This is a genomic window from Nonomuraea sp. NPDC049129, assembly GCF_040648495.1.
Taxonomy (GTDB): domain Bacteria; phylum Actinomycetota; class Actinomycetes; order Streptosporangiales; family Streptosporangiaceae; genus Nonomuraea.
Genome location: NZ_JBEZDU010000035.1, coordinates 1 through 22,044 on the forward strand (window position 1 = coordinate 1; position 22,044 = coordinate 22,044).

The window sequence follows — 22,044 nt, forward strand, 5'->3', positions numbered from 1 at the left end:
AGCACGACGTTGCGGCCCTTGGGACCCAGGGTCACCTTGACCGCGTCGGCCAGCTGGTTCATGCCGCGCTCGAGACCGCGCCGGGCGTCCTCGTCGAACGCGATCATCTTCGAAGCCATTCCTGCTCCTGCTCTCGATAGGGGCTGTCCGGGACGGCGCCCGCGACGGACGGCCCGCCGACAGGCGGACCTCGCCGTCCCGGCACACCCCGCCGGTTGGCACTCTCCAGGGGCGAGTGCCAGGCGTCCCGTCGCACTCTACCCACAACTTGCGTGGCACGCACCTAGTGCGTGCCACGCATCATCAGATAGAGTCGCTCCCATGAACGACGACGCCCTCGACCTCCGGGCGCGCAACAAGCAGGCCACCCGAGAGGCGATCAGCCACGCCGCGCTGCGCCTGGCCATCGAGCAGGGCCCTCACGGGCTGGCTCTGGTGCGCGTCCATGACATCGCCACGGCCGCCGGAGTCTCATCCCGTACGTACAACAACTACTTCTCCAGCAGGGCGGAGGCGATCTGCGCCTTCCAGGCCGACCAGGCCGGCCGCGTGGGGCAGGCGCTGCGCGCCCGGCCCGCCGGCGAGCCGCTCGACCAGGCCGTCATCGCGGCCGTGATCGAGCTCTACACCGACCCTGAGCCCGACAAGGCCGGCCTGCGCATGATCATGTCGACGCCCGAGCTGGAGGGCGAGGCGCTGAGGGCGTTCACCATGGCGGAAGGCCCGCTCACCGAGGCGATCGCGGCCCGCACCGGCACCGACCCCCAGCGCGACCTGTTCCCCGCCGTCACGGCCGCCGCGGTCGCCGCCGCCATCCGGGTGGCGGGGCGACGGTGGCTCGAGCCCGGCAATACGGAATCCTTCGCCGCGATCCTGCGCGGCGCCCTGTCCTGCGTCGTTCCCGCCGCGCCACCTGAAGGGACTCAGCCCTAAGGGCTTGAAGCCGTGCTTTCGAGCGCGTGGCCGGAGCTGACGTGGCAGCGACCCGCTCAATAACGAGGTGCGCCGAACCCGCGGTTCGGGCGAAGATGGCCGCGCCTGGCTGTGGGAGCCGGCACTCCCTGGATGAGGAGCGTGCCATGAGCGCCATCGGATCAGCGGACCCGGAGGTCCGGGTGAGCACGGGACGGCTGCGCGGGCGCATGGAGGACGGCGTGGCCGTCTTCCGCGGTGTCCCGTTCGGGCGCCCGCCGGTGGGCGCGCTGCGGCTGGCCGCGCCGGTGCCGGCCGAGGCGTGGGACGGGGTGCGCGAGGCCGGGGAGTTCGGTCCGCGGCCGCCGCAGTCCAGGTTGCTGGGCGCCTCCAGCGCGGACGGCGCCGACGGTGACTGGTTGACCGTCAATGTCTGGTCCCCCGACCTGGGCGCCGCCCGGCTGCCGGTGATGGTGTGGATTCATGGCGGGGGTTACATGTACGGGTGGTCCGGCGACCCCGTCTTCGACGGCCGCGTGCTCGCCCGGGACGGCGTCGTCATGGTCACCTTCAACTATCGGGTCTCCGCCGAGGGCTTCGGACATTTCCAGGGGGCACCGGCCAACCGCGGGCTCCTGGACCAGGTGGCCGCCCTCCGCTGGGTGCAGGACAACATCGCGGCCTTCGGCGGCGATCCGGACCGGGTCACCGTCTTCGGAGAGTCCGCCGGAGCCGGGAGCATCGCGGCGCTGATGACGATGCCCAGAGCCGCCGGCCTGTTCCGCCGGGCGATCGCGCAGAGCGTGCCGGGCATGTTCTTCTCCACTGAGCTGGCCACCGACATCGGCGCCGCGGTAGCCGCTGAGCTGGGCCTGCCCCCGCTCGCGGGCGAGCTCGCCCGCCAGTCGCCGGAGCGGCTGATCGACGCCGGGGACACGGCGGCGGAGAAGATGGGCGACTGCCCGCGGTGGGGCCACGCGGCGCACGTCCGGACGCTGTGCGCGCCGGTCGTGGACGGCGAGGTGCTGCCCGCGGTGCCGTGGCGGTCACTGGCGGATGGGGCCGCGCACGGGGTGGAGCTGATCGTGGGTCACACCCGCGACGAGTATCGGCTGTTCATGGCCATCAGCGGCGACACCGGCCAGATCACCGCCGAACGAGCGGACACCGCGCTGCGGGCGCTCGCCCCGGACCCGGAGGCCTACCGGGCCGCCTACCCGGGTGCCGACGAGGAGCGACTGTACGAGCTGGTGCACTCCGACTGGTTGTTCCGGATGCCTTCCGTACGCCTGGCCGAAGCCCGCCAGAAGCACGGGCGCGCCCACCTGTACGAGCTGACCTGGCCGGCCCCCGGCATGGGCGGAGACCTCCTCGGCGCCTGTCACGGGCTCGGCCTGCCGCTGACGTTCGGCAACCTGACCGCCGGATCGGCGGGACTGCTGATCGGACAGGATCCGCCTCCGGCCGCGGCCGAGCTGTCGGCCCAGGTTCGAGCGGCATGGATCGCCTTCGCCACGACCGGAGACCCGGGCTGGCCGGCGTACGAGCCGCAGAACCAGCACACCTGGATCATCGACACCAAGCCCGACATAGCAGCGTATCCGGAGGAAACCTCCCGTGAGCTGTGGGCCGGGCACGCCTTCGGCCCTCTCGCGTTGCAGACGAGTCCGTAACCGTTCCAACCCAATACATGGGCCGACCACCGTCCAGGCGCTGACGACGAAGGCGCCCGGTGCGGCGCGCCGTCGTACCACATGTGCTTGTAGCTCATCGCGGCCCTGAAGCAGGTCCAGGAACGGGACCTGGCCGTCAGGTGCTGTGACGCTGGCGGCGGGCCGGTCCAGGAGATCACCAGATGTAGCGTTTTGACACCTCCCACGGATAACCGCTATCTATTGGCTAACCGTTAGGGGGATGGAGTGCAGGACGCAGTGCTGGCGATGCTCGCCAAGGAGCCGTCACACGGGTACCACTTGCACGCTCGGCTGCAGCGAACTCTCGGCCCGCTCGGCGAGTCGATGAACCGCGGTCAGATCTACGTGACGCTGGCCCGGCTGGAAAAAGCCGGGCTCGTTGTCTGTGAGCGGACGGACGGCCTGCCCGAGCGGCCCGAACGCAAGGTCTATGAGCTGACGCCGGCCGGGCAGCAGCGGGTGGCCGCCTGGCTGGCCGAGGTGGGCTGGCCGAAACCGGACCTGGCGGAGTTCCACCTCAAGCTCGCCGCGGCCGCCGCGGCCCGGCTCGCCGACCCGGTCGAGCTGGTGGCGGCCCAGCGCCGTGAGTTGCTGCGCCGCTTGCGTGAGGTGCAGCAGGCGGCGCTGGCCGAGCCGCCGGGGTCGGGCGCCGGCCTGCTGCTGGAAGGGGTCGTGCTGCGGTTGCAGGCGGACCTGCGCTGGCTGGATTCCTGTGAGCGGGCCTGGTCCAAGGCCGATGACGAAGTCGAGGGTGGATGAACGTGTCAAGTGCCGTGGTCCGGGCCTGCGGCCTGGTGAAGACGCATGGTCAGGGACAGAGCCGGATCCGCGCGGTGGACGAGGCCGACCTGGAGGTGCCTCAGGGGGAGACGCTGGCGGTGATGGGGCCCAGCGGCTGCGGGAAATCTACCCTGCTGCACCTGCTGGGTGGCCTGGAGCGGCCCACCGATGGAGAGGTGTGGGTGGCCGGGCGACGCATCGACACGCTGAGCGAGCGGGCTCTGGCGCGCCTGCGGCGCCGGTCGGTGGGGTTCATCTTCCAGGCCTTCCACCTGGTGGAGGAGTTGTCGGCGGCCGAGAACGTGGAGCTGCCCGCGCTGCTGGCCGGACGCTCGCGCCGCCAGGCCAGGCGGCGCGCGAGCCTGCTGCTGGAACGGGTCGGGCTCGCCGACCGTGCCCGGCATCTGCCGTCGCAACTGTCGGGCGGCCAGCGCCAGCGTGTCGCCGTCGCTCGCGCGCTGGTCAACGAACCGCTGGTCGTCCTGGCCGACGAGCCGACCGGCAACCTCGACACCGCGGCGACCCTCGACGTACTGAGAATCTTCGAGGAGCTGCGTTCCGCGGGCCAGACCTTCGTGATCGTCACGCATGACGAGCGGGTCGCGGCCACCGCGGATCGGCTGATCTCGATGCGCGACGGGATGTTCGTCGACGACACCCGGCTGGCCGGCTCCCACCCGCGCGGGCTCGGCGGGCTGATCGGGCTGGAGGGCTGAACGGCATGGGCTCCATCGTGCTCGTCGTCCGCCTGGTGCTGGCCGACGTGCGGCGGCACAAGGTCCAGGCCGCGATGCTCCTGCTCGCGGTGACCGTGGCCACCGCCACGATGGCACTGGGCCTGTCGCTGGGCGGCGTGAGCGACGCGCTGTACGAACAGACCCGCGCGGCCACCGCCGGGCCGGACGTGGTGGCACTCTCCGGCGACGCGGGCCCCGCCGAGACCGCGGCTCTGTCCGCGCTGGCGGACGCTCCCGAGGTAGTCGCCCACCACGGCCCCTATCGCATCGTCTACGCCAACCTCACCACGCGCGATTCCACGACGTCCCCCGTGGTGGTGCACGGCTTCGCCGAGACGCCCGGCCCGGTCGACCGGCCGCTGGTGACCTCGGGTCATTGGGTGCGCTCCGGCGGCACGGTCCTCGAACGCGGCTTCGCCACCGCGCTGGGCGTCGGCGTCGGCGACCGCGTCACCATCGCCGGCCGCTCGTACCCCGTCCTCGGGATCGCCGTCACCGCGGCCACCTCCATCTACCCCTGGGCGGCGCAGATCGGCCCGGGCGGCGGCCCCAGCGACGCCAGCGGCCTGGCCTGGATGACCCGATCGGATGCCCGGGCCCTGGCGGCATCCCATGATCTCTCGGTGACCACGGCTGTCGACCTCAAGCTGCGCGACCCCGCCGCGGCCGAGGCCTTCATCGACGCCCACAGCGACACCACCGTCAGGGTCACCTTCCACTCCTGGCAGTTCAAAGAGACCCAGGACCTGGTCATCCTCAGGAACAGCCAGCCGATCCTGGTCGTCGGCAGCTGGCTGCTCAGCTTCCTGGCCATCACCGGAGTGGCGGCGCTGGCCGCGGGACGCGCCGTCGAGCAGACGCGCCGGGCCGGGCTGCTCAAGGCCGTCGGCGCCACCCCGGCTCTGATCGCCACCGTCCTGCTCACCGAGTACCTGGCGCTGGCGCTGGTCGGCGACACGCTGGGGCTGGTGATCGCCCGCCTGACCGCGCCCGCCATCGCCAGCCCCACCGCCAGCCGGATCGGTGACGTGGGCGGGCCCGACGGCGCCACCCTCGTCACGGCGACCGCCCTCGCCGTGGCGGTGGCGGTGCTGTCCACGCTGCGTCCCACGCTGCGGGCCATGCGTACGGCGACAGTCACGGCGCTGACCGCCACCGCGCGCCGGCCCCGTCACCGGCCCTGGCTCACCGCGCTGTCCGCGCTCCTGCCCACGCCGCTGCTGCTCGGGCTGCGGCTGACCGCCCGCCGGCCGGGCCGCGCCGTACTCCAGGCGTGCTCCACCGCCACCACAGTGATCGCGATCGTCGCCCTGCTGACCATCTACGCCCAGCCGGAGCGGGGCTACGGCCTGGACGGCTCCTCCGTCCTGACCAATCTGCGCGGCGAGCACGACCGCCGGCTGATGCTCGCCGTCACCATCCTGCTGATCGCGCTCGCCATCGTGAACACCCTCACGTTCACCTGGACCACGGCCATGGAGGCCCGGGCGCACATGGCCATCGCACGTACACTCGGCGCCACTCCCGGGCAGATCACCGCGGGCCTGTCCGCTGCTCAACTCCTGCCCAGCCTGCCCGGCGCCATCATCGGCATCCCTCTGGGCATCGGCCTGCTCTCGCTCTTCACTGCCAGGAACGCGGTGGAACCCCCCTCCTTCTGGCTGCTCGGCACCGCACTCGCGACTCTCCTGGCGACGGCGGCACTCACCGCCCTGCCCGCACGCCTGGCGGCGCGCCGGCCCGTGGCGCGGGCCCTCAGCGCCGAAACGGCGTGATCGGTCCCGCGCAGAGGCCTCATCCGATGGGCGGCCCGGAATGAATCGATTCGATCGACGGAAAGGAAGCACGAAGTGACGTCTGACGCGGTCGGCATTCGGCGATTAGTGGTGGACACGGGGGAGCCCCGCGGATGGGTGTCTCCCAGGACAGACCTGGTGACGGCGCTGCTCGGCACCTGGTTCGGGGTCGGACTGATGATCGACGCCTGGGCGCACAGCAACCTGGCGCAGCTGGAGACGTTCTTCACTCCATGGCACGCGGTGTTCTATTCCGGCTTCGCCGTGGTCTCCGGCTGGATCATCTGGCAGGTGTGGCGCAACGTGCGCGCCGGGCGGCAGGGGCCGGCGGCCGTCCCCACCGGTTATCTCGCCGGGCTGGTGGCGATTCCCGCATTCGCCGTCTTCGGGTTGGCCGACATGATGTGGCACACCGTCCTCGGCATCGAGACGACCATCAACATCTTCTTCAGCCCGTCGCACCTCGGCCTCGTCGTGACGATGATGCTGATCATCACGACACCGCTGCGCTCGGCATGGAACGCCCCCGACGTCGGCGCCCGGCCGTCGCTCGGCCGCCTGCTGCCGGCTCTGATCGGGCTCGCGTTCGCCACCACGTTGGTGTCGCTGTTCCTGTCGTACGGCGGCGCCATGAAGTACCGCCCCGAGGGCATCGTCCGGGCTTTGTCCATGTTGCAGAACGCGGGCGGCGGTGCGGGGGGCGCCGGCCCCGTGGCGATGGGCCCGGGCGCCGAGCAGGTGGCCGTCGCGATGGTCGTCACCAACGTCGTCGTGCTCAGCCCGGTGCTGTTGCTGGTGCGCCGCTGGCTGTTGCCGTTCGGCTCGGTGACCGTCATGTACGCGGTGATGGCGCTCATGCCGGCTGCCCAGACGGGGTTCCGCAATGTACCGATCCTGTTGTCGTTCGTGGTCGCCGGGTTCGTGAGCGACCTGCTCATCCGCCGACTGCGGCCGTCGGGTGAGCGGCGCGGCGCCTACTGGGCTTTCGCCGGGCTGTCGGCCTTCGCCACCTGGTCGCTGTACATCGGGGTCGCCTCGGCCATCGGGGGCGGCCTGCCCGCCGTGCCCGAGCTGTGGACCGGAGCGCCGGTCGTCGCCGGGCTGATCGGGCTGGCGCTCGGGGCGCTGCTCCTGCCCAACGCCGTCTCTGTCAGTGGACGTGGGGTTCTCCGAGATCAGGACTGAGCGCCGACAACAGACAACGATGCATCACGGCGACACTAGGTAATCGTAGCGCTACGGACAGTCACCGATCGGGTATGGTCGCGTTGATCACGTGCTCTCCCTTAAGGCGTTCACATGACTGTCACCAAGCTCGACGTTGCCGCACATCGCCGCTGGCTGGGCAAGTCCATGGCGCTGAGCTGCGGGCTGTGGGAGGGGACGAACGACCTCGACACCGCCCAGCTCGCGAAATTCCGGCTGCTGAGTGACTGGGCGGAGGTGAGCGCCCAGTCACGCGTCCTCGACGTGGGCTCGGGCTATGGCGGCTTCCTGAGCTATCTGAGCCGCGAACGCGGTGTGGCAGCCGCGTGTGGTGTCGACGCCTCCGATCACGCATGCCAGGAAGCCGAAGGGTTGCGGCTGCGCGGGGTGACCATCCATCAGGGCGATTACCGCGCCTTCACCCCCGACCGGCCCTATGACGCGGTCGTCAGCATCGGGCTCCTGGAGAACCTGGAGAACGTGGACGGCACGCCGGACACCTACGCGGAGTTCTTCGCCCACGCGCACGCGTGGACCAGGCCGGGCGCCCGCCTGGCGCTGGAGAGCACGATCCGGGGGCACAGCGAGAGCTGGCCGGCCGAGGCCGCACGATACGTCGAGGCGATGCGACGCCTTCGCCTGACCGGCACCGTTCTCACGCTCGACCGGCTCCTGACCGCCTGCGGGCGTTGGTGGGAGCCGATCCACGTACGGACCCACCGCGACGACTACGCGCGCACCTTCGCGACCTGGGCCACCCGGCTGGGCGGGTGCGGGAGCGCCGAGCGCGATGAGACGGCACTCGCCGACTGGCTGGAGTTCACCACGACGGGCACGGCGCTGTTCCAGCAGGGCGCCCTGTCCGTCGCGCACCTCGGACTACGCCGAATAGATCAACCGACGCGCCCGCCGACCGCACCAGGTCCGCAGGTGTGAAGACACCCGGGCCCCGGCCCGGCCCACGAGCCCCGCGATCAGATATCGCGAGGATCCGGTGAGGCACTCAGTCCGCACCGGCAGCACCCTCATGCACGAAAGGAGAGAGAAAATGCTTTCGACGAGCACCTCGACCGAAACCCTGAGCGCCTGCCCGATCGAGATGGAAGACGGCAAGCTTCTGGTCGCCCCGATCACCAGCAGCAGCAGTTCAGCCGCCGTCGCCATGGAGGAGTAAACGCGAGAAGCGGGTGCCGTGTCCCGGTCATCGGACCGGGACACGGCACCCGCCGAATCCGGCCCACCCCGTTCAAGGATCGGTGCAGATGGAGAACACGCCGGTGCTGCGCTCCGCGCTCGGCACCAACTTCTTCCGTGCGGTCAGCCCATGGCTGGACAGCACGGCTTTCCACACCAACCAGCTCCGGCACTCCCATCTCGGGATCTCCCGGTCGGCCTCGCCCGCCGAGGAGTTCCTGTACGCCAGCCGGCTCCGCCGCCACGACCGTGAGCTGCAACGCTCGGTCGCCGACTACCTCACGACCGCGAGCATGGAGACGCTGAGCCACACCGATGAGGAGACCATCCCCGCGGCACGCCGCGTCGAGCTGCCGGATCCGGCGCCGGCGCGGATGGCGCTGGATGAGGCGATCGCGGCCCGGCGCAGCACCCGCTCGTTCAGCGGAGACCCGGTGACGCTGCCCGAGACCGCCGCGCTGCTACGGGCCGCCGGAGCGTGCTTCGGCCACGAGGCGGGCCGGCCGCACCGAGCCGTCCCCAGCGGCGGCGGACTGTACCCGGTCGAGCTGCACCTCGCCGCACGCGAGGTGACGGACCTGGAGCCGGGCCTGTACCGCTACGCCCCCCGCCTGGACTGCCTGGCCCGCCACGGCGGCCCTCAGCAACTGGCCGCGCTGCTGCGCTGCGGCCTGGACGAGCTGCCCGACCTACTGCCGATCGACCGAGCGGCGCTCGTCGTGCTGTTCGTCGGGCGCCCATGGCGCTCGATGCGCAAGTACGGCCCGCGCGGGCTGCGGTTCGTGCTGCACGAGGTGGGGGCGATGGCCCAGCATGTCCATCTCACCGCGACCGCGCTCGGCCTGGCCGGTACGGACTGGTCGACCTACTACGACGAGGAGGCGCACGAGGTCCTCCGGGTCGACGGGCTGCGGACCGCCTTGCTGCATCTGATCGTCCTCGGCCGGCCGGGCGGCCGGCCACATCCGCAGAAGAAGAGCCGACCGCGTCTGCAGGAGAAGATGTGACCGCGTCCGCAGGAGAAGCTGTGACACAGCCCGCATCACCCCGTATCAAGCGGTCGTTCTCGGTCATCGGGCATGATCCCGACACGGTCGAGCTCAGGCAGGGCGTGTGGAGTGCCACCTCGCACACCATCACCGACGAAGCCCGGCGCGGCTGGCTGTTCTCGGTGGTGAACGCTCTGGACGGCTCCCGGGAGGTGGCCGAGCTGGCCGCGCGGGCGAACATCGGTATGGAGGAGATGTCCGCGCTCCTGGAGCAGTTGCGGACACTAGACGTGATCGAGGACACCGCGACGAACGCACTCGACCACTACCTCGACCACTACGCCGACCTGCTCTCCGGACCACCGCCGCCCGCCCGTCCGATACGGGTGATCGGCGACGGCGGTATGGCCGCCCGCGTCACGGAGCTGATCGCGGCCAGCGATCCGAAGCTCGACGTGACCGACTCCAGCGACGATCCCGTCCTTGAGGTGCTCAAGGACGCCGACACCGGCTGGACCACGCACGGGCTGCGGCTGCACGAAGTCGCCGAGACGTTCGCCTCCTGGGAGGGCGGCATCACCGTGTGGGCCGGTGTCCGGGTGGATCCGGTGGCGGTGAGCCTGTTCAACAGGGTCGCCCTGGAAGTCGGCATGTCCTGGCTGCACGGCACGATCGATGGGCCGTTCCTGTTCGTCGGCCCGACCTTCCACCCGGGCCGCGGGCCCTGCTACGCCTGTCTGGAAACGCGCATCACGATGAACCTCGCCGACGGCGCGGGCTACCGCCGATACAAGAACGCGCTCACCACCGCACAGGCGTCGGGCGGACGTCCGCCCATGCTGCCCGCGCTGTCCTCGCTGCTCTGCTCCCATCTCGCCTTGGAAGCGATCAATCTCGCCCATACGGGCGCCTCCTTCACCCATGGCAAGATGCTGTGCGTCTACCTCCCCACCTGGGAGACGACCGTCAGCGAGGTCCTGCAGATCCCCGGCTGTCCGGCCTGCTCGCCCGTCGCGCAGCGCGACGAACCCGAGCTCTACTTCCAGGCCAAGGAGTGGCTCAGTGGCTGACCAGGGCTCCGCCGCGGGCCTCGTACCGCGGACCACACCGTTCGACACCGGCACCCGGATGCTGGCCCGGCGCATGCTGAACCCCGTGTGCGGCCTGATACCGCGGTTGAAGTTCAGCGCCCGCTCACGTGGCGAACCACGCATCGCCATCGCCGGCGCCGAACTCACCGGCGTGCACGTCCTGTACGACGCCCGGCCGATCCCCGCCGAGCGCCACCACCTGGGCGGGGCCGGCATCCTGCTCGACGAGCCCCTTATCAAGTCACTCGGGGAGTCGGCCGAGCGTTACTGCCACCACTCGTTCCTCGCCCTGCACCGCGACCGGCTCCGCTTCGCCAGTCACCGCGCCATGAGCAGCGGTGGCCGCGCGATTCCGGCAGATCAGTGCCTGTCGTTCTTCTCCGACGAGCAGCTCGGCCGCGACGGCTTCCTTTTCGAGCCCTTCGACCCAGACGCCCCGATGAGCTGGCTGCCCGCCGACTCGCTCACCTCGGACGACACCTACTGGATGCCCGCCCAGCTCACGCTGGTCGGCTACCTGCCGCGGCGCAAGGAGGGCGAGCCCTGGGTGAACGCCGCAGTGACCACCGGCACCGCGACCCACAGCGACCCGAGCAAAGCCCTGCTCGGCGCGCTGGAGGAGCTCATCCAGCTCGATTGCGTGATCGGGCACTGGTACGGCGGTCAGCCCTCCGTCAAGATCCTTCTTGACGGCCGCCTGCGGGCCCTCGCCCGGTTGATCGACCGCCACTGGTCGCCGGGCACACCGCCCCCGGAGTTCCACCTCCTGCCCAGTCCCGACCTACCCGGCTTCACCGTCGCCTGCGTCTACCGCGATGACCACCCCGGCAACGCGCCGGTCGTCGCGGGCCTGGGCAGCGACCAGCGCCTGGGCCACGCGATGTACAAGTCCCTCCTCGAAGCCGTCGCGGTGTTCCGCTACGCCAACTGGATGGCCGCCAAGGCCGCCATCGAGGACAGTGACGTCACCGACAAGGACCGCTTCTTCGATCTCGACGACAACGTGGCCTACTACACAGATCCGGCCAACGCCGCGATCATCGACAAGCGCTTCGCCGTCCATGTGGAGGTCTCGGCGCGTGACCTGCCCCCTGACGCGGCCCCGGACCTCCGCAGCCGCGTGAAAGGGCTGGTGGCAGCCTTCGCCAAGACCGGAAAACAGCTCGGCTACCTCGACCTCACCACCCCGGACATCCGCCACCTGGGGCTCACGGTCTGCCGCGTCTGGTCCCCGGACACCCTCAGCCTGTGCCCGCCCAGCGCGCCGCCCCTGCTTCACAAGCGATTCGCCGACTACGGCGGCGCGACCAACCCCGAGCCCCATCCATACCCTTGATCACCCCATAACGGGAGGACGTCACGCGAGGTCACAGCGCCTGCGTGGCGTCCTTCCGGGCTGGCAGGCGCCGCGCGGGCGGGCTGGAGAGCTCTGAGAAGGGCAGCGGAACGTCGGCGTCAGAGCTTGCCGAGTCCCCGGGCCAGGATGGTGGCGGTCTTCGCGATGGTCTGGTTGTCGGTGGGGAGGCCCGGGGTGCGGTTGGTGTAGATCGCCATGACGATGGGAGCGGCGCCCTGCTCGGAGCGGATCACGGCGATGTCGTTCCCGCCGCCGAATCCGTCGGAGTTGGTGCCGGTCTTGTCGGCGATCGTCCAGGTCTTGGGCAGGCCCGCGCGGATCCGCTCGGCGCCGGTCTTGTTGGCGAGCAGCCAGGCGTTGAACTGCTCCCGGTCCTTGGCGTCCAGCGCGTCGCCGATCGCGAGCGCGCGGAGATCGCGGGCGATGGCCGCGGGCGTGGTGGTGTCGCGCTTCTCCTTGGGCGTCCAGTCGTTGAGCTCGGGGTGCCAGCGGTCCATCCGAGAGGTCGAGTCCTTCAGCGTACGGAAGTACTTCGTCAGCCCGGCGGGCCCGCCGATCAGCTTGAGCAGCAGGTTGGCCGCGGTGCCGTCGCTCTTGGTGATGGCCGCCTCGCACAACTGGGCGACCGTCAGGCCGTCCTCGACGTGCTTCTCGGTGACCGGCGAATTGGGCGTCATGTCGGCGGCCGTCCACTTGATGAGCTTGTTCATCAGGCCGGGCTCGGAGGTGCGCGCCTTGTTCAGCACGGCCGCGCAGAGGGGCGCCTTGAAGGTGGACAGAAACGCAAAGCGCTCGCTCGCCCGGTACGTCACCGTCTTGCCGGTGGCGGTGTCGATGGCGTACGCCCCGATGCGGCCCTTGAAAGACACCTCCAGCGCCCGCAACTCCTTCCTGACCTGAGCCTCGCCCGAAACGGCCGGGGACGCCGCGACGGTAGCGGCCGAGGCCGGGCCCGCGCCGAGAGCGCCGCCGGACAGGAGGGAGAGCGCCAACGAGGTCGCGGGGAGGGCTCCGGTGACGCGGCGGACGCGGAAGTGTCGCATGCCGAAATCCTTGCTTCTCATCTGTCAGAAGCTTGGAGCAAAGCAGATGTGATCATCCGCTGTCTAATAGCGATATCGGTGATCTAGCGATATCACATCCAATATCACTACAGGTCAGGCACCAGGCCCAGTTCCCGCATGACGAACGCCAGCCAGAAGCTCTGCTGCAGAACGATCGTGCTCCAGCTCGTTCCCCCATGGCCCGCGTCGGACCAGACGCGCAGCAGGACGGGATGGGAGGAGGTGGTGGCGGCCTGCGTTCTGGCGGCGAACTTGCGGGAGTGCCACGCCGGGCAGCGAGGATCGTTGGCCCCCGCGTCCAGCAGGATCGCCGGGTAGGCCGTACCCGGTTTCACGTTGTGGTACGGCGAGTAGGCCATGAGCACGGGGGCGTCGGCCGGGTCGTTGGGATTGCCGTACTCGGAGAGGGTCGCGGCGGTGCCCAGCGGGTCGCGGGCGACGCGCATCAGGTCCAGCTTCGGGGCGCCGCAGACCACCGCCCGCCACAGCTCCGGCCGCTGGGTCACGGCGGCGCCCGTGAGCAGCCCGCCGTTGGAGGCGCCCTGGACCGCCAGCCGGTCGGGCGTGGTGACCCCGTCGGCGATCAACCGCTCCGCGATGGCGTACAGGTCATTGAAGGTGTTCTGCTTGGCGTGCAGCCGCCCGCCCTCCCACCACTCCAGGCCGAACTCCCCGCCGCCGCGCACATGGGCGTGCGCGTAGATCCCGCCCGCCTCCACGAACGCGGCCAGGGGGCCGAGGTACGACGCCAGCACGGCGACGTTGAACCCGCCATACCCCTGGATCAGGGTCGGCTGTGGCCGCGAGCGGTCCAGGTCGGCGCGGTGGACCAGGGTGCAGGGCACGCGCGTGCCATCGGCCGACGTGGCCCATACGCGGGTGGTGACCAGCCCGGTGAGGGTGTGGCCCGACCCCTGCAAGGCGGTCAGGGCCCCCGACTCCAGCTCGTAGTGGTAGACCGTGGGCGACTGGGTGTAGGAGGTGTAGCCGAAGGTGATGGCGTCCTCGCAGCCCACGACCTGGTCCATCACCCCCAGGGCGACGACCCCCTGGGCGATGGAGCTGACCGAGCCCTGGCCGGGCAGCGGGACCTCCCCGAGGTCCGCGCCGTCCAGGCCGAGGATCCGGACGCGGGAGACGGTGTCCACCAGTTCGCCGAGCACCAGCCGCTCGCCGGCCAGGGTCACGCCGGTGAGTACGGCGTCACCGCCCGGCACCAGCTCGGTCCAGGTGTCCGGGTCACCGGGGCTGTCCAGCGGGATGCGGACCAGGCGGCCTCGCGGGGCGCCCGCCGTGGTGACGGCCACGTAGGAGTCGTCGACGAGCACGCCCTTGTACAGGTGCTCGGCGTCGGTGATGAACTCGCGCCACTCCCAGGGGCCGTCCAGGCGGGCGATGAAGTGCGGCCGGGGCCGTAGATGGTCGACCTGGACCAGCGCCCAGCGCCCGTCCCGGGAGATCTTGGGGATGGCGAACATGTGGGGGATGTCCAGCGGCTCTGGCTGGGTGGGCGCCGGCTGCCCCAGCCGGTGGAAGAACAGCCGCCACCGTACCTGCGCCGCCCCCGATTCGTTGGCCATGTAGAAGAATCCGCTGCCGTCGGGAAGCCAGGCCACCAGCCCCGGCCGCTGCTGCGGTACGCCGTCCAGCAGCACCTTCCCGGTGTCGATCTCGATCACCTTGAGCGCCGGCAGCTCGCGCCCCCCGGCGTCCAGGGAGTACGCCAGCAGGCTGCCGTCGGGGGAGGGCTGCGGGCTCATGCGCAGTGGCGTACCGTCGGACAGCTCGTTGAGGTCGATCACCATGCGCCATGGGCCCGTGGGGGCGTCGGCCGTCTCGAAGACCATCAGCTCCCGGCCGTCGGGGATGCGGGCGCGGAACCACCGCGGCCCGTATCGAACGGGAACCACCAGGTTGCGGGCGTCCATCTGCTCGACCAGCTCATTGACGCGGGCCGCGAGCGCCTCATGGTGCGGCCAGCCGTGCACGTAGGAGCGGGCCAGCTCGTCCTGGGCCTGCTGCCAGGTCGCCACACCCTCGCCGTCGTCCTCCTCCAGCCACTGGTAGGGGTCGTCGAAGACCAGGCCGCCGACCTTGTTGTGCTCCGGCCGTACCGGTGCCTCGGGGTATCGCATTCTCGCGTCACTCTCCTGATTCGTGTTCGCGGGCCCAGATCACGGCCCGCTGGAGGTAGTCGAAGATGGCAGGCAGGCCGTCGGCGTCCAGCCACTCGATCTGGCGGCTGACCTCCTCGCTGACCCCGGCGCTGTTGTCGCGCCACCACGCCGTTCCGGCGATCTTGAGCCGTTCGTCGAGCTGCTCGTTGCCGCTCTGGAGTGCGGCCGCCATCGCCGTCCAGCGGGCGGTCACGGCCCGCACCCGGGGGTCGTCGACGGGCGTGCCCGCCAGCATGTGCTGGTGGGCCTCCTTGAGGAGGACGAGCCATTCGGCCCGTAGGTCCCGCAGCGTGTCCTCGCCGAGTTGGATCCGGCGCTGGGCCAGGTGGTCTCGCAACTCCTGGGCGAAGTACGTCTCGTACACCGAGATCTCTTCGAGGGTGGTCATGAAGTGCTCGGAATCGGGCATGACCGACTGGTTGAGCAGCCCGAGGAGCCCGCCGATCTTCGTCTTGAGCTGCGCCATCCTGGCCGATTGCAGCTCCAGTTCGGCCAACTGGGCGCCGAGCAGGTCGCGCATGGCCGTCAGGTCGTCGGCCGGCCGCTGGAGGACGTTCGCGATCTCCTCCAGCGACAGTCCCAGTCCGCGCAGGGCGCGCACGCGATAGAGCTGCCGCAGATCGGCCTCGGTGTAGCGGCGGTGGCCCGACGCGGTCCGCTCGCCGGCCCGAACCAGGCCGATCTCGTCGTAGTGGTAGAGCGTACGGATGGTGACCCCGGTGGCCTTGGCCAGCTCTCCGATGGTCCATCGACGCTCGATACCGTCGTTTCCGGTCACGGAGTCGACGGTAGATCCTCCCGCCACGGGAGGTTCAAGCCAGAGCTCCCGTCTGTCTCATCGTGGCCGGTGGCCGTCGAGGCGGGGGACGTGGCTACGTGAAGCGAGGACGGCGGGCCATGTAGACGGTCGCGGGCGGCAGGTTCTGCCAGACCGTCATGGTCGTCACGACCTCCTGCGCTCCGGGAGGCCCGCCACCATCCGCGCCGCCAGCCGCGCCGAGCTCGGCAGCACCGAAGCCGTACGCATAGGCGACTTGCCGAATTCCCACATGAATCGGCTGCTGCCGAGGCCAAGGCGTTTCTGATCGGTCGTCACGGTTTCTTCTCCCCGAGCCTGTAGGTAGACCATGTCGGGTTGAAGTGAACGACTCAGGTAGGTCAGGCGAACGACAGGGTGGCAGCACGGGTCTACCGGCGTCGGGCCGCGGGCCGCAGGGCCGGGCTGGCCCATCCGTTGTCGGCCGGGTTGATCGTCACCCCGGGCGGCACGATCTCGTCGATGCGGTCCAGTACGTCATCCGGCAGCTCGACGTCGAGCCGCTGACGCGCCACGGAGAACGGCCCCGACTCCGAGCCCTTGCGGTAGCGCCCGGTGAGCCAGCCGCCGGCCAGCGGGCTGTACGGAATCACGCCCATCCCGTACCTCGCGCACGTGGGGAGCGTGTCGGCCTCGATCCCGCGCACGAGGATGGAGTACGGCGGCTGCTCGCACGTGAAGCGCTCACGGCCGCGCTCGCTCGCGGTCCACTGGGCCTCCACGATCGCCGAGACCGGCCAGGTCGAGTGGCCGGCGTAGCGGACCTTATGTGCGCCTTGGTCGCGAGTACGACCTCGTCGCGCCGCCCACCGGCCAGCGCCTTGCCGACGATGACCTCGGACTCGCCGGCTGGTGGCTCAGGCCAGGGTCGAGATGTCGATCACGAACCGGTACCGCACGTCGGAGGCCAGGACGCGCTCGTACGCCTCGTTGATCTTGTCGGCCGAGATGACCTCGATCTCGGCCCCGAGGTGGTGCTGGGCGCAGAAGTCGAGCATTTCCTGGGTTTCGCGGATGCCACCGATCGCCGAACCGGCGAACGACCGGCGGCTCATGATGAGGGGGAACACGTTGAACGCCAGCGGTTCGGCCGGGGCGCCGACGTTGACCATCGTGCCGTCCACTGCCAGCAGCGACAGGTAGGCGTCGAGGTCGACCTTCGCGCTGATGGTGTTCACGATGAGGTCGAAGGAGCCGGCGAGCTGCTCGAACGTCTCCGGGTCGCTCGTGGCGTAATAGTGGTCCGCGCCCAGGCGCAGGCCGTCCTCCCTCTTCTTCAGCGACTGCGACAGGACGGTCACCTCGGCGCCCAACGCGTGCGCGAGCTTGACGGCCATGTGACCGAGCCCGCCGAGCCCGACGACCGCCACCTTCTTGCCAGGGCCGGCGCCCCAGCGGCGTAGCGGCGAGTACGTCGTGATGCCGGCGCACAGCAGCGGCGCGGCGGAGTCGAGCTCGATACCTTCGGGGATTCGTACGACGAAGTCCTCGGTCACCACGATGTGGGTGGTGTAGCCGCCCTGGGTGATCCGCCCGTCCTTGTCGGTGGAGCCGTAGGTGAGCGTGTTGCCCTTGAGGCAGTACTGCTCCTCGCCCTTGCGGCAGCTGGAGCACTCGCCGCAGGAGTCGACCATGCAGCCCACGCCGACCCGGTCTCCGACGGCGTACTGAGTGACCTCCGGGCCGACCGCGGCGACGATGCCGGCGATCTCGTGACCGGGGGCGACGGGATAGGGGGCCGTGCCCCATTCGCCGCGTACGAAGTGGATGTCGGAGTGGCAGATCCCGCAGTACTTGATCTCAATGAGGACGTCGCGCGGGCCGACGTCGCGACGGTCGACCCTCGCCGGGGCGAGCGGCTCGGTCGCGGACGTGGCGGAGTAGGAGTTGACGGTGAGCATGTTTCTTCTCCGTGCTGAAGCTTCTATGACTGCTTTTACGACTGCTTCTATGACTGACGGCGGCGCGTGGCGGCGCGGCCGAAGCGAGCGTGTTCCGAGCTGTTCTGAAGCTGCTCTGAGCAGGGAAAACGTCTCTTTCCCCCATCAACTGTGCCACCGCCGCGTGCTACGCGGCAGGGCGGGGTGTGCCGGGGAGCGGTGTTCAGGGGTGTGACAGGGCCCCCCAGGCGCCGGGTCGGCGGCGCGGGTTTGGGTATCGACGATGCGGCCGCGGCACTTGAGACTGCGGCGATCACCGATATGACGAAGGAGACAAGCCGATGACTACGTGGACGAGCGACGAGCTCAGCAGGATCGAAGCGGCCGACGAGTTGCGGATCGAGCCCCGGCGCGGCGACGGCACGCTGGGCAAGCCGGTGCCGATCTGGGTCGTCCGCCATGGCGACCACCTCTATGTCCGCTCCTACAAGGCGGGCGCGGGTGCCTGGTTCCGCACGGTCCAGGAGACCCACGAAGGCCATATCCGGGCCGGCGGCGTCGACAAGGACGTCACCATCGAGGCGGAAACCGATCCTGACATCGGCAACCAGATCGACGCCGCCTACCGCGCCAAGTACGGCCGCTACGGTCCGACCTACATCGACGCCATGGTGGCGCCCGAGGTGCGAGCCACGACCCGTAAGCTCGAGCCTCGCTGAACCTTGCGGGCCCCCAAGACTTGCCTTGACGCTGGCGGCAACGTTCTAGTGTGTCGGCGACAGGCGGGGGGCGCATGCCGATCCTCCGTGCGCCGATCGGAGGAATGACGATGAAGTTCGGGATCAGCTACAACACGGCCTATTTCGGCGTCGACCCCGAAAGGATCATGGCCTTCGCCCGGCATGCCGAGGACAGCGGCTTCGAGTCGCTGTACCTGCCGGAGCACATCGCGCTGTATCCCGGTGCCACGGTCGGGACCATGGAGCTCCCGCCGTCGCTGCCTTACGCCGATCCGCTCGACTGCCTGAGCTTCGTCGCCGCGGCCACGGAGCGGATCCAGCTCGGAACGGGTGTGCTGCTGCTGCCGTACCACCATCCGGTGGTCCTCGCCAAGCGCCTGGCGACGATCGACGTGCTGTCCAAGGGGCGGATGCGGCTGCTGACCGTGGGGCTCGGCTCCCTGCCGGGCGAGGCGCGGGCGGTGGGCGTCGACTTCAGCACCCGCGGCCGGCGCGCCGACGAGGCGATCGATGTCATGCGCCTGCTCTGGGCCGGTGGCGAGGACGGCGTCAGCTTCGCGGGGGAGTTCTTCACCTTCGACGACCTGTGCCAATTCCCCAAGCCCGTCGGTGTCACCCACCTGCCGATCCACATCGGCGGATCGAGCCGGGCGGCCGCCCGCCGCGCCGGGCGACGCGGCGACGGCTACTTCCCCGGCGGCGCGCTCGGTCCGGACGAGCGCGCCCTCCAGCTGGACCTCGCCCGCTCGACCGCCGTCGAGGCGGGGCGTAGCCCGGAAGCGCTGGAGTACACGCGATGGGGATCGATCGACATGTCCGCCGAGCAGGTCGAAGCCCTTGCCGCGCAAGGCGTGACCCGCCTCGTCGTGAACCCCACCGCCGCCGACCTGGACCGCCAACGCGATCAGATGTCCGCGTTCGCCCAGCGCTTCGCCCTCCTCGACACCTCCCTCAGCGGTCCGGCTTGATTCCCTTTGATCCCGACGCCTCGTGACGTCGCCGCATGACGACAGCCGCCGACCCCGGCGAGGCCGAGACGATCCGCCGCCTGGGGGCCGCGCTGATGCGCTGACGGTCGAGTAGGCGACGGGACGTCTGCGGCACGGCGTGCACCCCGCCACATGGCCTCGACAACACTCGACATAGGCTGCTTCGAGGAAGGGCCTGAGCCAACCGCATCAGATGGAGACGGGGGGCGGTTGCCCGATGGCGAAGCTACTTTTCGTGATGACCGGCACGGCGTACTGGACGCTCAAGGACGGCACCAGGCATGCGACGGGTTACTGGGCCGAGGAGTTCGCGGCCCCGTACAAGGCGCTCACGGAGGCCGGCCACGAGGTCGTGGTCGCCACCCCCAATGGGGTGGTCCCGACCGTGGACATGATGAGCCTGCGCCCCGAGATGGCGGGGAGCGCGCAGATCGCTCTCGATCTGGAGGCGATCATCCGTTCCGCGGAGGTGATGCGGCGGCCGATCCACTTGGCGGACGCCCGCCTGGAGGACTACGACGCCGTCTACTGCCCAGGCGGCCACGGCCCCATGGAAGACCTGTACATCGACGCGGACGCCGGCCGGCTGCTGACCGCGGCGCTCGCCTCCGGCAAGCCCCTCGCGATCGTCTGTCACGCCCCGGCCGCGATGCTGGCGACCAGGATCCATGGCGTGTCGCCTTTCGCCGGTTACCAGATCACCGCGTTCACCAACGAGGAAGAGAACGCGGTCGGGCTCGCCTCGAAGGCCCGCTGGTTGCTGGAGGACGAGCTCATCGACCTGGGCGTCGACTTCACCAAGGGCGAGATGTGGAAGCCTTACACGGTGGTGGACCGCAACCTGTTCACCGGGCAGAACCCCGCGTCGGCGGCCGTCCTGGCCGAACGGCTGCTCAAGGTCCTTTAGCTGGATGCCTTGCCGATCATGTCGAGGGACACCTGCCAGAGGCGGGCGGCGGCGTCGGGGTCGACAGCGTAGGCCGCGAAGCCGCGCCGGAGTCCGGGTGTGTGCGGGACTGCTGGTTGGCAGTCCTCGAAGTACTGTCCGGTCACGCCTTCGACGAGCGGCGAGGCGGCCAGCAGGGTCGAGGTGGCCGCGCCCTGCGGGATGTCCTTGACCGTCACACCGTCGCTGGATTCGGGCTCGAACGATGCCGGTGGGGCGGTCATGTGCCGCGACAGGCCGGTGCTCCAGATACGGCCGGGGTTGAGCGCGTTGACCGTGATGCCGTCGCCGGCCCAGCGCCTGGCGGCTTCGACGGCGAACAGGATGTTCGCGGTCTTGGACTGGCTGTAAGCCTTCCACTCGTCGTACGGGTGGCGCTCGAAGTTGATGTCGTCCCAGATGATGTCCCCATTGAGGTGGCCCACGGAGCTCACGACGACGACCCGCGCGCCCCCGGCCGCCGCGAGGGCGTCGTGCAGTCCGGTAGTGAGGGCGAAATGGCCAAGATGATTGGTGGCGAACTGCATCTCCCAGCCCTCGGCGGTACGCCGCTCGGGGGTGGCCATGATGCCGGCGTTGTCGACCAGGATGTCGAGCGGTCCCCGCCATGAGGCGACGAAGGCGTCGATCGAGTCGCGGACCGATAGATCCATAAAGGCCACCTGTACCCGCGCATTGCCGGTGGACGCCACGATGTCGGCGGCGACCTTCTCGCCCGCGGCGGTGTCGCGGACCGCGAGGGTGACGTCGGCGCCGGCCTTGGCGAGCGCCCGCGCGGTCTCCACGCCGATTCCCGACGACGCTCCCGTCACGATGGCCTTCTTGGCGGACAGGTCGACGCCCTCGACGGTTTCCTCAGCGGTCGTGGCCGGCCCGAAGGCAATGGTGATCATGTTATGTTCCTCCACGCAGGATTAACCGGACTCGGCTCCGGTTAGCCTCACTATAACCGGACCCGGCTCCGGTTTCGCCGGCGGTACAGGAAGGCACATACGGACAACAGCATCGGTGTGCTGAGAAAGCCCGTCGCGAGGTGTCCGCCGTTCTCCTCGATGAGCGCGGCCAGGCGTGCGGCGGCGCGGGGTTGTTCGACGGGTTCGAGGAGGCCGAACGCGAGAGCGCGGACGTAGTCGTCCTGCCTGTCGGCGCCGATCCGAACTCCGTCCTCCTGGACGAAAGCGGCTCGGTAGGCGCTTCGCGCTTGCTCCGCGAGCTCCGCGTCGCTGTGGTGATCCAGCTGTTGGGCGGCGCGCGCGAGAAGGCGGGAGGAGTGAGCGAAATAAGCGGTGGCGACTTCTGCGGGCGGGCGTACTTTGTTGCGCATCATCTGCGCGACCATGTTCTCACCGGGCCGCAACCACTCTCCGAAGTGCATTCCCGTGTCGACGACGTAGCACTCCAGGTGGCCGGCGCGTCGGCCGAATCGGCGCACGAGTCCCGAGGACTCTGCCGCGATGCGGGCGATGCTGTCTACCCATACGCACATGGATGGATACTGGCGCCGCAGGATCTCTAAGTCGTCGTAGTAGGTGTGCAGCGTCCAGGGGAGCATGACGGCGGTGTCCCCCCAGCCGGCGGCCGAGCGGAAGGCGTACTGCTGGTCTCGTCCGCCGCTGAACTCTGACCATTCGCGCCCCGTACTGACCGGGCGGAAATTCCGGTGAGCGATGACGAA

Annotated in this window: 22 protein-coding genes; 14 read left to right on the plus strand and 8 right to left on the minus strand. The window is 69.9% G+C overall.

Translation table 11 applies throughout. From position 1 onward, the window contains the following. The first annotated feature begins 321 nt into the window (after nt 1–321). The 11 genes from AB0B64_RS53835 to AB0B64_RS53885 all read left to right on the plus strand — a co-directional run bounded on the left by AB0B64_RS53835 (nt 322) and on the right by AB0B64_RS53885 (nt 11,735). On the plus strand, nt 322–933 hold the full coding sequence (locus AB0B64_RS53835) for a TetR/AcrR family transcriptional regulator (RefSeq protein ID WP_357957077.1): 612 nt from the start codon (nt 322–324) through the stop codon (nt 931–933). A 146-nt stretch (nt 934–1,079) separates the two neighbouring features. After that, the gene (locus AB0B64_RS53840) at nt 1,080–2,585 is read left to right on the plus strand and encodes a carboxylesterase family protein (protein WP_358201578.1); all 1,506 of its coding nucleotides are present in this window, start codon (nt 1,080–1,082) and stop codon (nt 2,583–2,585) included. A gap of 246 nt (nt 2,586–2,831) precedes the next feature. Next, nucleotides 2,832–3,365 carry a PadR family transcriptional regulator gene (locus AB0B64_RS53845; RefSeq protein ID WP_357957073.1) on the plus strand — a complete coding sequence of 178 codons (534 nt, stop codon included), beginning with the start codon at nt 2,832–2,834 and terminating at the stop codon, nt 3,363–3,365. After that, complete coding sequence (locus AB0B64_RS53850; protein WP_357957071.1) at nt 3,362–4,102, plus strand: ABC transporter ATP-binding protein; 741 nt, start codon at nt 3,362–3,364, stop codon at nt 4,100–4,102. The genes AB0B64_RS53845 and AB0B64_RS53850 overlap by 4 nt, the downstream gene beginning before the upstream one ends. Before the next feature lie 5 nt (nt 4,103–4,107). Continuing rightward, complete coding sequence (locus AB0B64_RS53855) at nt 4,108–5,898, plus strand: FtsX-like permease family protein (protein ID WP_358201590.1); 1,791 nt, start codon at nt 4,108–4,110, stop codon at nt 5,896–5,898. Nucleotides 5,899–6,036: 138 nt separating this feature from the next. Beyond that, nucleotides 6,037–7,104, plus strand: a complete 1,068-nt coding sequence (locus AB0B64_RS53860) for a hypothetical protein (protein WP_358201594.1) — start codon at nt 6,037–6,039, stop codon at nt 7,102–7,104. A 114-nt stretch (nt 7,105–7,218) separates the two neighbouring features. Then, a complete protein-coding gene (locus AB0B64_RS53865; protein WP_357957065.1) occupies nt 7,219–8,061 on the plus strand; it encodes a class I SAM-dependent methyltransferase in 843 nt (280 codons plus the stop codon). Between the two features lie 112 nt (nt 8,062–8,173). Continuing rightward, nucleotides 8,174–8,299 carry a hypothetical protein gene (locus tag AB0B64_RS53870; RefSeq protein ID WP_357957063.1) on the plus strand — a complete coding sequence of 42 codons (126 nt, stop codon included), beginning with the start codon at nt 8,174–8,176 and terminating at the stop codon, nt 8,297–8,299. 88 nt (nt 8,300–8,387) lie between these two features. After that, nucleotides 8,388–9,326, plus strand: coding sequence for a SagB/ThcOx family dehydrogenase (locus tag AB0B64_RS53875; RefSeq protein ID WP_357957061.1), 939 nt, complete (start codon nt 8,388–8,390; stop codon nt 9,324–9,326). 20 nt (nt 9,327–9,346) lie between these two features. Continuing rightward, the gene (locus tag AB0B64_RS53880; protein ID WP_357957059.1) at nt 9,347–10,378 is read left to right on the plus strand and encodes a TOMM precursor leader peptide-binding protein; all 1,032 of its coding nucleotides are present in this window, start codon (nt 9,347–9,349) and stop codon (nt 10,376–10,378) included. Then, entirely contained in the window at nt 10,371–11,735 is a 1,365-nt protein-coding gene (locus AB0B64_RS53885; protein ID WP_358201608.1) for a YcaO-like family protein, read from the plus strand. Before AB0B64_RS53880 ends, AB0B64_RS53885 begins: the two co-directional genes overlap by 8 nt. A gap of 119 nt (nt 11,736–11,854) precedes the next feature. Here the strand turns inward: AB0B64_RS53885 and bla are convergent, their stop codons facing one another. The 6 genes from bla to AB0B64_RS53915 form a co-directional block, all read right to left on the minus strand. Further along, entirely contained in the window at nt 11,855–12,799 is a 945-nt protein-coding gene (gene bla, locus AB0B64_RS53890; protein ID WP_358201615.1) for a class A beta-lactamase, read from the minus strand. A 107-nt stretch (nt 12,800–12,906) separates the two neighbouring features. Continuing rightward, nucleotides 12,907–14,955: a prolyl oligopeptidase family serine peptidase gene (locus AB0B64_RS53895; RefSeq protein ID WP_358201622.1), complete on the minus strand. Its 2,049-nt coding sequence runs from the start codon at nt 14,953–14,955 to the stop codon at nt 12,907–12,909. 7 nt (nt 14,956–14,962) lie between these two features. Then, on the minus strand, nt 14,963–15,775 hold the full coding sequence (locus tag AB0B64_RS53900) for a MerR family transcriptional regulator (protein ID WP_358201627.1): 813 nt from the start codon (nt 15,773–15,775) through the stop codon (nt 14,963–14,965). 94 nt (nt 15,776–15,869) lie between these two features. Then, nucleotides 15,870–16,046 (minus strand): hypothetical protein, encoded by a 177-nt coding sequence (locus tag AB0B64_RS53905; protein WP_358201635.1) that lies wholly within the window; start codon nt 16,044–16,046, stop codon nt 15,870–15,872. Nucleotides 16,047–16,185: 139 nt separating this feature from the next. Further along, nucleotides 16,186–16,536, minus strand: a complete 351-nt coding sequence (locus AB0B64_RS53910; RefSeq protein WP_357957048.1) for an aldo/keto reductase — start codon at nt 16,534–16,536, stop codon at nt 16,186–16,188. A gap of 135 nt (nt 16,537–16,671) precedes the next feature. Next, on the minus strand, nt 16,672–17,715 hold the full coding sequence (locus AB0B64_RS53915; RefSeq protein WP_358201646.1) for an NAD(P)-dependent alcohol dehydrogenase: 1,044 nt from the start codon (nt 17,713–17,715) through the stop codon (nt 16,672–16,674). A gap of 320 nt (nt 17,716–18,035) precedes the next feature. Here AB0B64_RS53915 and AB0B64_RS53920 point away from each other — a divergent pair, with 320 nt between their 5' ends. From AB0B64_RS53920 to AB0B64_RS53930, 3 genes are all read left to right on the plus strand, one after another. Beyond that, a complete protein-coding gene (locus AB0B64_RS53920; protein ID WP_357957044.1) occupies nt 18,036–18,413 on the plus strand; it encodes a DUF2255 family protein in 378 nt (125 codons plus the stop codon). A 110-nt stretch (nt 18,414–18,523) separates the two neighbouring features. Beyond that, entirely contained in the window at nt 18,524–19,402 is an 879-nt protein-coding gene (locus AB0B64_RS53925) for an LLM class F420-dependent oxidoreductase (RefSeq protein ID WP_358201655.1), read from the plus strand. A 238-nt stretch (nt 19,403–19,640) separates the two neighbouring features. Beyond that, nucleotides 19,641–20,330, plus strand: coding sequence for a type 1 glutamine amidotransferase domain-containing protein (locus AB0B64_RS53930; protein WP_357957040.1), 690 nt, complete (start codon nt 19,641–19,643; stop codon nt 20,328–20,330). On the opposite strand, the gene AB0B64_RS53935 is transcribed toward AB0B64_RS53930, so the two are convergent. Together AB0B64_RS53935 and AB0B64_RS53940 are read right to left on the minus strand one after the other, a co-directional pair. After that, nucleotides 20,327–21,262 (minus strand): SDR family NAD(P)-dependent oxidoreductase, encoded by a 936-nt coding sequence (locus AB0B64_RS53935; RefSeq protein WP_357957038.1) that lies wholly within the window; start codon nt 21,260–21,262, stop codon nt 20,327–20,329. The genes AB0B64_RS53930 and AB0B64_RS53935 overlap by 4 nt on opposite strands. Before the next feature lie 50 nt (nt 21,263–21,312). Further along, nucleotides 21,313–22,038: a hypothetical protein gene (locus AB0B64_RS53940; RefSeq protein ID WP_358201992.1), complete on the minus strand. Its 726-nt coding sequence runs from the start codon at nt 22,036–22,038 to the stop codon at nt 21,313–21,315. Between the last annotated feature and the right edge of the window lie 6 nt (nt 22,039–22,044).

Coding starts and splice junctions, on each gene's coding strand:
- AB0B64_RS53875 (WP_357957061.1), top strand. CDS start 8,388: ATGGAGAACACGCCGGTGCTGCGCTCCGCGCTCGGCACCAACTTCTTC.
- AB0B64_RS53895 (WP_358201622.1), bottom strand. CDS start 14,955: ATGCGATACCCCGAGGCACCGGTACGGCCGGAGCACAACAAGGTCGGC.
- AB0B64_RS53915 (WP_358201646.1), bottom strand. CDS start 17,715: ATGCTCACCGTCAACTCCTACTCCGCCACGTCCGCGACCGAGCCGCTC.
- AB0B64_RS53835 (WP_357957077.1), top strand. CDS start 322: ATGAACGACGACGCCCTCGACCTCCGGGCGCGCAACAAGCAGGCCACC.
- AB0B64_RS53855 (WP_358201590.1), top strand. CDS start 4,108: ATGGGCTCCATCGTGCTCGTCGTCCGCCTGGTGCTGGCCGACGTGCGG.
- AB0B64_RS53935 (WP_357957038.1), bottom strand. CDS start 21,262: ATGATCACCATTGCCTTCGGGCCGGCCACGACCGCTGAGGAAACCGTC.
- AB0B64_RS53840 (WP_358201578.1), top strand. CDS start 1,080: ATGAGCGCCATCGGATCAGCGGACCCGGAGGTCCGGGTGAGCACGGGA.
- AB0B64_RS53930 (WP_357957040.1), top strand. CDS start 19,641: ATGGCGAAGCTACTTTTCGTGATGACCGGCACGGCGTACTGGACGCTC.
- AB0B64_RS53865 (WP_357957065.1), top strand. CDS start 7,219: ATGACTGTCACCAAGCTCGACGTTGCCGCACATCGCCGCTGGCTGGGC.
- AB0B64_RS53870 (WP_357957063.1), top strand. CDS start 8,174: ATGCTTTCGACGAGCACCTCGACCGAAACCCTGAGCGCCTGCCCGATC.
- AB0B64_RS53925 (WP_358201655.1), top strand. CDS start 18,524: ATGAAGTTCGGGATCAGCTACAACACGGCCTATTTCGGCGTCGACCCC.
- bla (WP_358201615.1), bottom strand. CDS start 12,799: ATGCGACACTTCCGCGTCCGCCGCGTCACCGGAGCCCTCCCCGCGACC.
- AB0B64_RS53850 (WP_357957071.1), top strand. CDS start 3,362: ATGAACGTGTCAAGTGCCGTGGTCCGGGCCTGCGGCCTGGTGAAGACG.
- AB0B64_RS53920 (WP_357957044.1), top strand. CDS start 18,036: ATGACTACGTGGACGAGCGACGAGCTCAGCAGGATCGAAGCGGCCGAC.